We start from the raw sequence: 12560 nt of genomic DNA on the forward strand, positions 1-12560 counted from the left end.
ATGGGCGGGACGTGCGTACGGCCGGAGTGCTCCGGCAACGGCAGGATCGACGCGGACGGCTACTGCGACGAGTGCGGGCTCGCCCCGGCCGCGGTGTCCTCCAAGGCTTCCGGGGCTTCCGGGGCCTCCAAGGCCACCGGGGCGCCGGCCGCCGGCCCCGGCGCGCCCTGCCCGAGGGACTGCTCCGGCACCATCGACGCCGACGGCTACTGCGACGAGTGCGGCCTCACCCCGCCCGGCGGCGACACCGGCGTCACCCAGCCCTACGTCCCGTCCTCCCGGCTCTCCACCGACTCGGCGCGCAGCGGCTCGATCCGCTCGACCCGCACCGGCTCGGCCCGCTCGATGTCCGGCCGCTCCCGCTCGCACCGCTCGACCCGCACCGGCAGCAGCCGCTCGGTCTCGGTGCGCAGCACCCGCGGCAGCGTCAGCGCGGGCACCCGCAACCGGCTGGGCGCCGGCCTGGTGACGGTGCCGACCGTCGAGACGGCCGATCCGTCGCTGGCGGTGCTGGAGAACCCGGAGGTCCCGGAGCGCAAGCGGTTCTGCTCCAAGTGCGAGACCCCGGTGGGCCGGGAGAAGAACGGCCGGCCGGGCCGCCCGGACGGCTTCTGCACCAAGTGCGGCACGCCGTACTCGTTCACGCCCAAGCTGCGCCGCGGCGACCTGGTCGGCGGGCAGTACGAGGTGGTGGGCTGCCTGGCGCACGGCGGCCTCGGCTGGATCTACCTGGCGATCGACCGGCGGGTCAACGACAAGTGGGTGGTCCTGAAGGGCCTGCTGGACACCGGGGACGAGGACGCGCTCGCCGTGGCCGTCGCCGAGCGCCGCTTCCTGGCCGAGGTGGACCACCCGAACATCGTCCGGATCATCAACTTCGCCGAGCACCTGGACCTCGGCTCCGGCTCCACCGACGGCTACATCGTGATGGAGTACGTCGGCGGCAAGTCGCTCAAGGACATCGCCAACGACCGCCGCACCCCGGACGGCCGGCGCGAGCCGCTGCCCGTCGAGCAGGCGATCGCGTACGCGCTGGAGGCACTGCCCGCGCTCGGGTACCTGCACAGCCGGGGCCTGATCTACTGCGACTTCAAGATCGACAACGTGATCCAGAGCGGCGACGCGCTCAAGATCATCGACATGGGCGCCGTCTGCCGCCTCGACCACGACGGCCCGATCTACGGCACCGTCGGCTACCAGGCCCCGGAGATCGCCACCCACGGCCCCTCCCCCGCCTCCGACCTCTACACCGTGGCCCGCACCCTCGCGGTGCTCACCTTCGACTTCCAGGGCTACAGCACCACCTACCGGGACACCCTGCCCGGCCCCGAGGACGTCGAGGTCTTCGCCCGCTACGAGTCGTACTACCGCTTCCTGGTCCGCGCCACCGACCCGGACCCGGCCCGCCGGTTCTCCTCCGCCGACGAGATGGCCGACCAGCTCACCGGCGTGCTGCGCGAGATCCTCGCCCTCCAGGACGGCCGGGCCCGGCCCGCCCTGTCCACCCTCTTCGGCCCCGAACTACGCGTCGTGGACACCGAGTTGGTCATGCCCACCGAGCAGCCCGGACAGCTCCTGGTGACCGCCCTCGACCCGGCCGCCGCCGCCCTGGCGCTGCCCGTCCCGCGCGTCGACCCCGGCGACCCCAACGCCGGCTTCCTCGCCACCCTGCTCGCCACCGACCCCGAGGAGGCGCTCGCCGCCCTGGCCGGCGCGCCCGCCCTCTCCATCGAACGGCGGCTGCGCGAACTGCGCGCCCACCTCGAACTCGGCCGCCGCGCCGCCGCCGAGGAGGCCCTCGACGCCCTGGAGCGGGAGTACCCGGACGACTGGCGGGTCGTCTGGTACCGCGGCCTGGTCGCCCTGGTCGGCGCCGCGCACGGGCCGGACGGCTCGGACGGTTCTGGCAGCTCGATCGCCCTCGTCGGCGCCGCGCACGGGCCGGACGGGCCGGACGGCCCGGCCTCGCCCGACGAGGCCGGGCTGCGCGCCGCCGCCGAGGCCTTCGACGCGGTCTACGACGCCTTCCCCGGCGAGGCCGCCCCCAAGCTGGCCCTCGCCATCTGCGCCGAGCTCCTCGGCGACGGCGGCGACGCCGCCGAGTTCTACCGACTGGTCTGGACCACCGACCCGGCCTACCTCAGCGCCGCCTTCGGGCTCGCCCGGGTCCGGCTGGCCGAGGACGACCGGCCCGGTGCCGTCCGCGTCCTGGAGTCCGTCCCGGCCACCTCCAACCAGTACACCGCCGCCCGGATCGCGGCCGTCCGCGCCCGGCTGCGCGAACGGCCCGCCACCGACCCGCTCGCCGCCGACCTCGGCGCCAGCTCCGACCAGCTGACCGCGCTGCGCCTGGACGACCGCCGCCGCGAGGAACTGGCCGTCGAACTGCTCGGCGCCGCCCTCGGCTGGGTCACCGCGGGCTCGACCGGCGCCCAGCAGGGCGGCGGCACCACGGTGCTGGGACGACCTGCGGTGGAGCGGGAACTGCGCTTCGCCCTGGAACAGTCCTACCGGGTACTCGCCCGGTTGGCCGACCGGGCCGAGACCAGGATCGAGATGGTGGAGCGGGCCAACCGCGCCCGCCCCAGGACGTGGGTGTAGCCGATGCCGCAGCAGACCGTGTGCCCGAGCTGTTCCGAACCGCTGGAGCCGGAGGACGCCTACTGCGGCGCCTGCGGCGCCAGCCGGGACGGCCGGACCGCCCCGGGCGCGATGCCCGCGAACTGGGCCACCGGCCGGGCCGAGGGCGTCCCGCCCCAGCACGGGCCGGTCTGCGCGCACTGCGGGCTGCCGCAGGTCACCGCGGACGGCTACTGCGAGGCGTGCGGCGGCGCCCAGCCGCGCCCGCGCGACCACATGGAGAAGTCCCTCGCGGGCGTCGCCGGGGTCAGCGACCGCGGCGTGCGCCACCACCGCAACGAGGACTCCTTCACCATCGCCGCCACCTCGCTGCCCGGCGGCGAGCCGGTCGTGGTCGCCGTGGTCTGCGACGGCGTCTCCTCCTCCGACCGGCCGGACGAGGCCTCCGAGACCGCCGTCGACGCCGCCTCCGAGTCGCTGCTGAGCGCCCTGGAGGCGGGCCGCGAACCCACCGCCGCCATGCGCCAGGCCATCGCCGACGCCGCCGGGGCCGTCGCCGACCTCGCCCAGGCCGGCCCCGGGCCCGCCCGGCCCGACCTCAACGCGCCCGCCTGCACCTACGTCAGCGCCATAGCCTCCGGCGGCCGGATCACCATCGGCTGGGTCGGCGACACCCGCGCCTACTGGATCCCGGACGACCGCGCCGGCGCCGAGCCCTTCCGGCTCACCCAGGACGACTCCTGGGCGGCCCGGATGGTCGAGGCCGGGCTGATGAGCGAGGCCGAGGCGTACGCCGACCCGCGCGCCCACGCGATCACCGGGTGGCTCGGCGCCGACGCCGAGGAGGTCGTCCCGCACACCCTCGACTTCACGCCGCACGTCCCCGGGGTGCTGCTGATCTGCACCGACGGGCTGTGGAACTACGCCGAGGCCGCCACCGACCTGGCGTACTTCGTCCGGCCGGACGCCCGCACCGAACCGCTCGGGGCGGCACAGACCCTGGTGAAGTTCGCGATCGCCGCCGGCGGCCACGACAACATCACCGTCGCCGTCCTGCCGATCGACCCGCCGGCCGCGGGCGCCGCTGCCGGCGTCGGTGCCGATGTCGATGCCGAGGACCAGGGCGAGGACGAGGACGACCCCCGGACCGCCACCGCGCTCGACCTGCCGCTGATCACCGCGGCGGGTGCCAGGCGCGCCGCCGAGGAGGACGAGGACTACGAGCCGACCCTGCCGGACCTCCCGGTGATCGGCTCCCCCGCCGCCCCGCTGCCCCCCGCCGCCCCGCCGGCGCCCCCCGCACCGCCCACCGCACCGCCCACCGCTCCCGCCGCACCCACCGTCCCCCCGCAGCCGCCGCACCCGCCGACGGCCTGACCGGACGCCGCCCGCCCGGGGCCGACCCCGGCGGTCACCCGGTCCGCCGGCCCGCCCCCGACGCGGCCGGCCCCCACCGACCGATCCGTACCGACGACCCTTCCGACGGGAGCCACCGGCCCATGGCAACACTGGCGAAGCCGAACCTGCCCAGGTTCGACGTGGAGATCTTCCAGAACGAGTACCTTGCCGACGGCGCCCGCGAGGTCAACGCCATCGTCACGGTCACCGCGACCGGCGGCGGCACCTCCGGCGGCCGCCCGCTCGGCATCGCCGACGCGGGCGGTCCGCAGAGCGCCGACACCGCCGCGGCCGTGGTGATCCTGGTGGACTGCTCGGGCTCGATGGACTACCCCAAGACCAAGATCAACGGCGCCCGCGAGGCCACCGCCGCCGCCATCGACGCGCTGCGCGACGGCACCGCCTTCGCCGTGGTCGCCGGCACCCACGAGGCCCGCGACATCTACCCCGGCGACGGCACCCTCGCCACCGCCTCCGCCACCACCCGCGGCCACGCCAAGGAGTCCCTGCGCCGCCTCACCGCAGCCGGCGGCACCGCGATGGGCACCTGGCTGGCCAAGGCCGACAAGCTCTTCCTGACCCGCCGCGACATCGCCATCCGGCACGCCGTCCTGCTCACCGACGGCAACAACGAGCACGAGTCGGCGGTCGACCTGGAACGCGCCATCGAGCGGGTCACCGGACACTTCACCGCCGACTGCCGCGGCGTCGGCACCGACTGGCGGATCGACGAGCTGCGCAAGATCTCCTCGGCGCTGCTCGGCACCGTCGACATCGTCGCCGAACCCTCCGGCCTGGCCGAGGACTTCCGCTCGATGATGGCCGGCGCCATGGGCAAGCAGGTCGCCGACGTCGCGCTGCGGATCTGGACCCCGGCCAACGCCGCGGTCAAGTTCGTCAAGCAGGTCGCCCCCGCGGTCGAGGACCTCACCGCCCGGCGCGCCGAGGCCGGCCCCCGGGCCGGCGACTACCCCACCGGCTCCTGGGGCGACGAGAGCCGCGACTACCACGTCTGCGTCGAGGTCCCGGCCGCCTCCATCGGCAACGAGATGCTCGCCGCCCGGATCAGCCTGGTGCTGCCCCCGCAGGTCGGCAGCGGCACCCCCGAGGTGCTCTCCCAGGGCCTGGTCAAGGCGGTGTGGACCGACGACCTGGCCTCCTCCACCCGGATCAGCCCGCAGGTCGCCCACTACACCGGGCAGGCCGAGCTGGCCTCCTCCATCCAGGAGGGCCTGGAGGCCCACCGGGCCGGGGACGTCGACACCGCCACGTCCAAGCTGGGCGCCGCCGTCCGGATCGCGCACGCGACCGGCAACGAGGGCACCTACAAACTGCTGCAGAAGGTGGTGGACGTGGTGGACCCGAAGGAGGGTACGGTTCGGTTCCGTAAGAACGTGAGCGAGGCCGACTCGATGACCCTTGAGACCCGGTCGACCAAGACGGTGCGTGTGAAGAAGTGACCGCTGAAGACGTGACCGGGCCGACGACCCGGTGCGACGCCGCCCCAAGCCGGCTCGATGTGAGGGGGAACTGATGCCGATCTGCCCGAGGGGCCACGAGTCGCAGGCCGAGGACTGGTGCGACTTCTGCGGCTTCCCGATGACTCCGCCGGCCCCTACGCCGCCCGGAGCCCACCCGGGAGCCCACGGGGCCCACGGGGCCCACCCGGGGGCGTACGGCTCCCACCCGGTGCCCGGGGCACCCGCCTCGCCCGAGGCACCCGACTCGTTCGAGCAGTCCAAGCACCCGGACCACCGCGGCACGCCCTACGGCGCGCCTCTGTCGCCTCCGCCGATGCCGCCGGGGAGCGTTCCGCCGCAGCCCGGCGCGATGCCGCCACCGGCCCAGGGCCACCCCAACCTGACCGAGGGCCTGACGGTCTGCCCGATCTGCCGCAGCCCGCAGACCGGACGGTTCTGCGAGGAGTGCGGGTACGACTACGAGCTCTCCACCCCCTCGCGCCGCCAGCCGCCGCTGAACATCCCGGCGGCGTACGGCGGCGCGCCGGCCGCCCAGCCGCCGTTCGGCCAACCGCCGTACGGCCAACCGCCCCTCCCGCAGCAGCCGCAGCCGCAGCACACCCAGCACCCGCAGCAGGCCCCCGCGCCCGCGCACACCTACGGCTACCCTCCCTCCCCGCCCGCCAACGGGCAGGAGGGGCCCACGCCGGAGGGCGCGTTCCCCGAGGCCCCCGTCCGCGAGGACTCCGGCCCGGTGTACGCCGAGCCCCCCGGCCCGAACAACCGCGGCGGCGACTTCGGCACCTCGTTCCACCTCGCCCCGCCGCATCAGCAGCAGCCGCCGCAGCAACCCCAGCAGCCGCAGCCGGCGGCCGCCCCCGCGGAGCCGCTCCGGGCCAACTGGATCGCGGTGGTCTCGGCCGACCGCGAGTACTTCACCGAGATGATGGCCCGCAGCGGCCCCGAGGCGGCCGGCCTGTTCTTCCCGCCGTACTGCCCCGAGCGGCGCATCCCGCTGACCGGCCGCGGCCAGCTGCGGATCGGGCGGCGCAGCCAGCACCGCGGCACCGTGCCGGAGATCGACCTGTCGGTGCCGCCGGAGGACCCGGGCGCCTCGCACCAGCACGCGATGCTCGCCGAACAGGCGGACGGCAGCTGGGTCCTGGTGGACCAGGACTCGACCAACGGCACCACCGTGAACGGCGGCGCGGAGCCGATCGCCCCGCACACCGCCGTGCCGCTGAACGACGGCGACCGGATCCACATCGGAGCCTGGACGACGATCACGGTGCACCGCGCCTGAAAGGCCGTCGGCAATAACTCCGGCCGGGCCGGGCGGAATTCAACTTCCGCCCGGCCCGGCTTGTTCCCGATTCCTCAAACGATCCACAAATTCGTCACCACCGACGTGCACAGGGACCTTCGCAAGCCCTAGGCTCAGGCCACATGACTGCAGCTATATCCGCCGACGGCATCCGTCAGCGGTACGGGGACGTGCAGGCCGTCGACGGGGTGTCCCTCACCGTCGAGGCCGGCGAATTCTATGGAATCCTGGGCCCCAACGGCGCCGGGAAGACCACCACGATGGAGATCCTGGAAGGCGTCCGCAAGCCGGACGAGGGCCGGGTCGAGTTGCTGGGGCTGGCGCCCTGGCCGCGCAATCCGAAACTGCTGCCGCGCATCGGCGTGCAGTTCCAGGCCTCCGCCTTCTTCCGGAAACTGACGGCCCGGGAGACCATCCGCACCTTCGCGTCGTTCTACGGGGTCGGCCCCAAGCGGGCCGACGCGATGCTGGAGCGGGTCGGCCTGACCGACAAGGCCGACGTCATGACCGACCAGATGTCGGGCGGTCAGGCGCAGCGCCTGTCGATCGCCTGCGCGCTGGCCCACGACCCGGAGATCGTCTTCCTGGACGAGCCCACCACCGGCCTCGACCCGCAGGCCCGGCGCAACCTCTGGGACCTCCTGCGGGACATCAACGGCGAGGGCCGCACGGTCGTCCTGACCACCCACTACCTGGACGAGGCCGAGGTCCTCTGCGACCGGGTCTCGATCATGGACCACGGGAAGATCCTGCACACCGGCGCCCCGGCGACGCTGATCCGCGAGATCGACGACACCGTCCGGATCAGCGTCGCGTCCGGCCAGCTGTCCGTCGAGCGCGCCCGTGACCTGCTCACTGCGGCCGGCGCCGACGTCGCCGCCCTGGAGGACGACAGCGTCTCGCTCTCCGTCTCCACCCGTCTCCCGGGCCCGGTCCTGAGCGTCCTGGCCGAGCAGAACGCGCTGCGCGGCCTCGAAGTGCGCGGCGCCACCCTGGAGGACGTCTTCCTCCAGCTGACCGGACGGGAGTACCGCGCATGACCGCCAGCACGTCCACCGAGCCGAAGACCCCCGCCCGGCGCGACGGGTCGAGCGGCGGCGCGAACGCCGAGCGGGAGCGGGTCAGCGCGTTCTGGAGCCTGTCCCGCGCGATGCTGCTCGGCATGAAGCGCGACCGCACCGCGACCTTCTTCATCCTGCTCTTCCCGCTGGTGTTCCTGGTGTTCTTCGGCACCGTGGGCAAGGGCTCCGGCAGCCCGCACGCCAAGGTGGCGCAGGTCGGCGCGGTGAAGCTGTTCGACTCGATCCAGGGCGAGGGCCGGGTCGACCTGGACAAGGTCCTCACCATCACCAGGACCGACGACGCGGCCGCCACACTGGAGAAGGTCCGCAAGGGCGACTTCGACGCGATGATCGAGCAGGGCCCGGACGGCAAGGTCGAGCTGCGCTTCAGCGCCGCCGACACCGTCCGCGCCGGCGCGCTCCAGGGCATCGTCAACTCGGTGGTCCAGAGCGCCAACCAGGCCGCCACCGGCCAGAAGCCGGCCTACGTGCTGGACGCCCAGCAGGTCGAGGACCAGTCGCTCAAGCCGATCCAGTTCCTCACCCCCGGCCTGCTCGGCTGGGCCGTCGCCACCGGCGCGGTGTTCGGTGCCGCGCTGACCCTGGTCGGGTGGCGCAAGAGCAAGGTGCTGCGCCGGCTGCGGCTGGCCCCGGTGAGTGCGGGCACGGTCATCAGCTCCAGGATCCTGGTCTCGCTGCTGACCTCGCTCCTCCAGACCACCGTCTTCCTGACGGTCGCCACCAACTTCTTCGGGCTCAAGCTCACCGGCAACTGGTGGCTGGTCATCCCGCTGGTGGCCTGCGCGACGCTCGCCTTCATGTCGATCGGCCTGCTGGCCGGTTCGGTCGCCAAGACCGAGGAGGCGGCCAACGGCATCTCGCAGATCATCGTGCTGCCGATGTCCTTCCTGTCCGGCGCGTTCATCCCGCTGGACAGCGCGCCCGGCTGGCTGGAGACCATCTCCAAGGTCATGCCGCTGCGCTACCTGGTGACGGCCGCCCAGTCGGTGCTGACCCGCGGCGGCGGCGTCATGGACGCCCTGCCCACCATGGGCGGGCTGCTGCTCTTCGCGGCCGTGCTGACCGGCGTCGCCTGGAAGCTGTTCAAGTGGGAGGACGTGTGACCGCCGCCCCGGTCGCCTGAGCCCCGACACACGCCCTGCGGGGTCGTACGCCTTTGGTCCCGGTGTACGACCCCGTCGGCGTCTGCGACCATGGTCGGGTGAAAGAGATCCGGCGAGGAACGTTCAGCGAGGAGACCTTCTTCGACCAGGTCGGCGGCGAACCGACCTTCCGGCGACTGGTCCACCGGTTCTACCAGGGCGTCGCCGAGGACGAGTTGCTCCGGCCGATGTACCCCGAGGAGGACCTCGGCCCGGCCGAGGAGCGGATGGCCCTGTTCCTGATGCAGTACTGGGGCGGCCCGCGCACCTACAGCGAGCAGCGCGGCCACCCCCGGCTGCGGATGCGGCACGTGCCGTTCAAGGTCGACCGCGCCGCGCACGACGCCTGGCTCAGGAACATGCGGGCCGCCGTGGACGACCTGGCCCTGCCGGCCGAGGCCGAGCAGCAGCTCTGGGACTACCTCACCTACGCCGCCGCCTCGATGATCAACACCCCGGGCTGAGCCCCGGGCCGGGTTACCGGAGCGCGCTGAGCCCCAGCCCCGCGCCGGGCGCGGCCGCCGTCCGGACCGCCACCGAACCGGCCGGGGCGCTCAGCCGCAGCCAGCCGCCCGCCCGGTGCACGGTGAGCGGGGCCCCGGGCTTCAGGAAGCCGATCACGTACGCCGCGTGCACCGCCCGCAGCGGCAGCTCCGGCAGCACGGAGACCGGGCGGGACCAGATCTCGTCGGCCAGCGCGTCCAGCACCGCACGGCCGCGGTGGTGCGCCGGGACGGCCTCGCTGCGCTCACGGAACTCCCGCACCCCGGCCATCAGTTCCGGGTACACCTCGGCCGCCGGCGGCGCCCCGACCGGCCGCCAGCCGGTGCGCGGCGGCAGCAGCCCGGCCCAGGCCGGTCCGGTCACCGGGGCGGGCAGCTCGACGGCACCCGTCCCGGCGTCCACGCCGTCCAGCAGCTGGCCCGCCGAGACCGTCAGATCGGTCGGCTCGGCCGGCCCGGTCAGCCGGGCGGTGCGGATCGCCAGCGCGCCCGAACCGCCCAGCGGCAGCCGGCCGAAGACCGCCAGCACGCCGTCCTCCCCGGCCGGGGCCACCGCCTGCAACCGGACGGCCGCCGCCTTGTCGAAGCGCAGCAGGCGCAGCAGGAACGCGGAGAGGTCGGCGGCCTCCCCGGCGTCGGTGAGGGCGAGGCGGGCGGTGATGGTCAACGCGGGTCAGCTCGAATCGTCGGAGGTGGGTGCTCAGGCGGCGACTACGGCGGGCTCCTCGTCCATGAAGCGGGACAGGAACTCCCGCTCCACGGGCGAGATCCGGCGCGGCCGGCCCTCCGCCAGGTCGTAGGGCACGACCACGGTGGACGCCTGGACGTACACCGTCTCGGTGCCGTCCTCGGCGACGTCCTTGATCTCGTAGGACACGGTCAGCGAGGCGCCGCCGATGCGGGTCACCCTGGTCTCGACGGTGACCGGCTCCGGCCGGTGCACCAGCGGGCGCTTGTAGTCGATCTCGTGGCGGGCCACCACCGAGCCGCCCGCGAACTCCCCCGCCCCGGCCTCGGCGGCCTGGGTGAACATGAAGTCGATCCGGGCCTCCTCCAGGTAGCGCAGGAAGACCACGTTGTTGACGTGGCCGAACGCGTCCATGTCGGACCAGCGCAGCGGGCAGGCGTAGATGTGGCGGGCCACAGGTGTTCTCCTCGACGTCCGGTCGCCCGCCGCCGTGCGGTGGCGGCGGGCCGGCGGCCGGCAGGCCGCCCCGAGGGGCAGTCTGCCGGGCCGCCGTGACGGCTGGGTGTCAGCCGCGGGTCAGCTTCTTGTACGTGGCCCGGTGCGGGCGGGCCGCGTCGGCGCCGAGCCGCTCGATCTTGTTCTTCTCGTACGACTCGAAGTTGCCCTCGAACCAGAACCACTTGCTCTCGCCCTCGTAGGCGAGGATGTGGGTGGCCACCCGGTCCAGGAACCAGCGGTCGTGGGAGATGACCACGGCGCAGCCGGGGAACTCCAGCAGGGCGTTCTCCAGCGAGGAGAGCGTCTCGACGTCGAGGTCGTTGGTGGGCTCGTCGAGGAGCAGCAGGTTGCCGCCCTGCTTGAGGGTGAGCGCCAGGTTCAGGCGGTTGCGCTCACCGCCGGAGAGCACGCCGGCCGGCTTCTGCTGGTCCGGGCCCTTGAAGCCGAAGGCCGACACGTAGGCGCGGGACGGCATCTCGACCTGGCCGACGTTGATCCAGTCCAGACCGTCGGAGACGACCTCCCAGAGGGTCTTCTTCGGATCGATGTTGGCGCGGCTCTGGTCGACGTAGCTGATCTTGACGGTCTCGCCGACCTTGACCACGCCGGAGTCCGGGGTCTCCATGTCCTGGAGCATCTTGAACAGCGTGGTCTTGCCGGCGCCGTTGGGGCCGATGATGCCGACGATGCCGTTGCGCGGCAGGGTGAAGCTGAGGTCGTCGATCAGGATCTTCTCGCCGAAGGCCTTGGAGAGGTTCTCCACCTCGATGACGATGCTGCCCAGACGCGGGCCCGGCGGGATCTGGATCTCCTCGAAGTCCAGCTTCCGCATCTTGTCCGCCTCGGCCGCCATCTCCTCGTAGCGGGCCAGACGGGCCTTGGACTTCGCCTGGCGGCCCTTGGCGTTGGAGCGGACCCACTCCAGCTCCTCGCGGAGCCGCTTGGCGCGCTTGGCGTCCTTCTGGCCCTCGACCTTGAGGCGGGACTGCTTGGACTCCAGGTAGGTGGAGTAGTTGCCCTCGTAGCCGATGGCGCGGCCGCGGTCGAGCTCCAGGATCCAGCCGGCCACGTTGTCCAGGAAGTACCGGTCGTGGGTGACGGCGACGACGGTGCCGGGGTACTTGGCCAGGTGCTGCTCCAGCCAGTTCACCGACTCGGCGTCCAGGTGGTTGGTGGGCTCGTCGAGCAGCAGCAGGTCGGGGGACTCCAGCAGCAGCTTGCAGAGCGCCACGCGGCGCTTCTCGCCACCGGAGAGCTTGGTGACCGACCAGTCGCCGGGCGGGCAGCCCAGGGCGTCCATGGCCTGCTCCAGCTGGGCCTCCAGGTCCCACGCGTTGGCGTGGTCCAGGTCCTCCTGGAGCTTGCCCATCTCGTCCAGCAGGGCGTCCGAGTAGTCGGTCGCCATCAGCTCGGCGATCTCGTTGAAGCGGTTGAGCTTCCCCTTGATCTCCTTGACGCCGTCCTCGACGTTCTCCAGGACGGTCTTGGTCTCGTCGAGCGGCGGCTCCTGGAGCAGCATGCCGACGGTGAAACCGGGCGAGAGGAAGGCGTCGCCGTTGGAGGGGTGCTCCAGGCCGGCCATCATCTTCAGCACGGTGGACTTGCCCGCGCCGTTGGGGCCCACGACGCCGATCTTCGCCCCGGGGAGGAAGCTGAGCGTCACGTCGTCAAGGATGACCTTGTCTCCGTGCGCCTTGCGCACCTTGCGCATCGTGTAGATGTATTCCGCCACGTGAGATCGCTCCGGCGTCGTCGGGAGTATTCGGCTTGCAGCCTTCCATTGTGCCGCACCCGGCCGGGAGCCCCGAACGCCCGGTGTGCCCCACGGGGGTATCCGCAGCGCGGGGTTGAATGGCGAAGGCCCGGCCCCCGCAGCGGGTGCGGG

General features: G+C 73.2%; 10 protein-coding genes. 7 read left to right on the plus strand and 3 right to left on the minus strand.

All coding sequences use genetic code 11. The annotated features are described in order from the left end of the window. From ACIO9K_RS23575 to ACIO9K_RS23605, 7 genes are all read left to right on the plus strand, one after another. Window positions 1–2601, plus strand: a complete 2601-nt coding sequence (locus ACIO9K_RS23575) for a tetratricopeptide repeat protein (protein WP_400332719.1) — start codon at window positions 1–3, stop codon at window positions 2599–2601. Window positions 2602–2604: 3 nt separating this feature from the next. After that, complete coding sequence (locus tag ACIO9K_RS23580; RefSeq protein WP_400332722.1) at window positions 2605–3957, plus strand: protein phosphatase 2C domain-containing protein; 1353 nt, start codon at window positions 2605–2607, stop codon at window positions 3955–3957. 122 nt (window positions 3958–4079) lie between these two features. Then, window positions 4080–5438, plus strand: a complete 1359-nt coding sequence (locus ACIO9K_RS23585) for a VWA domain-containing protein (protein WP_063349411.1) — start codon at window positions 4080–4082, stop codon at window positions 5436–5438. A 73-nt stretch (window positions 5439–5511) separates the two neighbouring features. Further along, entirely contained in the window at window positions 5512–6741 is a 1230-nt protein-coding gene (locus ACIO9K_RS23590) for an FHA domain-containing protein (protein ID WP_400332725.1), read from the plus strand. Between the two features lie 143 nt (window positions 6742–6884). Next, window positions 6885–7802 carry an ABC transporter ATP-binding protein gene (locus tag ACIO9K_RS23595; protein WP_363618816.1) on the plus strand — a complete coding sequence of 306 codons (918 nt, stop codon included), beginning with the start codon at window positions 6885–6887 and terminating at the stop codon, window positions 7800–7802. Beyond that, window positions 7799–8947: an ABC transporter permease gene (locus ACIO9K_RS23600; RefSeq protein WP_363618817.1), complete on the plus strand. Its 1149-nt coding sequence runs from the start codon at window positions 7799–7801 to the stop codon at window positions 8945–8947. The genes ACIO9K_RS23595 and ACIO9K_RS23600 overlap by 4 nt, the downstream gene beginning before the upstream one ends. 98 nt (window positions 8948–9045) lie before the next feature. Beyond that, window positions 9046–9450, plus strand: coding sequence for a globin (locus tag ACIO9K_RS23605; RefSeq protein ID WP_363618818.1), 405 nt, complete (start codon window positions 9046–9048; stop codon window positions 9448–9450). 13 nt (window positions 9451–9463) lie between these two features. Here ACIO9K_RS23605 and ACIO9K_RS23610 read toward each other — a convergent pair whose 3' ends face one another. The 3 genes from ACIO9K_RS23610 to ettA form a co-directional block, all read right to left on the minus strand. Next, window positions 9464–10156 (minus strand): hypothetical protein, encoded by a 693-nt coding sequence (locus ACIO9K_RS23610; RefSeq protein WP_363588613.1) that lies wholly within the window; start codon window positions 10154–10156, stop codon window positions 9464–9466. A gap of 33 nt (window positions 10157–10189) precedes the next feature. Further along, complete coding sequence (locus tag ACIO9K_RS23615) at window positions 10190–10633, minus strand: thioesterase family protein (protein WP_063349408.1); 444 nt, start codon at window positions 10631–10633, stop codon at window positions 10190–10192. A 109-nt stretch (window positions 10634–10742) separates the two neighbouring features. After that, window positions 10743–12407 carry an energy-dependent translational throttle protein EttA gene (gene ettA, locus ACIO9K_RS23620; RefSeq protein WP_400332732.1) on the minus strand — a complete coding sequence of 555 codons (1665 nt, stop codon included), beginning with the start codon at window positions 12405–12407 and terminating at the stop codon, window positions 10743–10745. Window positions 12408–12560: the final 153 nt, after the last annotated feature.

Origin of the sequence: Kitasatospora sp. NPDC087271 (genome assembly GCF_044744605.1) — a bacterium.
In the GTDB taxonomy this organism is placed as follows: Bacteria; Actinomycetota; Actinomycetes; order Streptomycetales; family Streptomycetaceae; genus Kitasatospora.

Bases quoted from the DNA above. Each gene is read 5' to 3' on its own strand.
- ACIO9K_RS23575 (WP_400332719.1), top strand. From the start codon at position 1: ATGGGCGGGACGTGCGTACGGCCGGAGTGCTCCGGCAACGGCAGGATC.
- ACIO9K_RS23580 (WP_400332722.1), top strand. From the start codon at position 2,605: ATGCCGCAGCAGACCGTGTGCCCGAGCTGTTCCGAACCGCTGGAGCCG.
- ACIO9K_RS23585 (WP_063349411.1), top strand. From the start codon at position 4,080: ATGGCAACACTGGCGAAGCCGAACCTGCCCAGGTTCGACGTGGAGATC.
- ACIO9K_RS23590 (WP_400332725.1), top strand. From the start codon at position 5,512: ATGCCGATCTGCCCGAGGGGCCACGAGTCGCAGGCCGAGGACTGGTGC.
- ACIO9K_RS23595 (WP_363618816.1), top strand. From the start codon at position 6,885: ATGACTGCAGCTATATCCGCCGACGGCATCCGTCAGCGGTACGGGGAC.
- ACIO9K_RS23600 (WP_363618817.1), top strand. From the start codon at position 7,799: ATGACCGCCAGCACGTCCACCGAGCCGAAGACCCCCGCCCGGCGCGAC.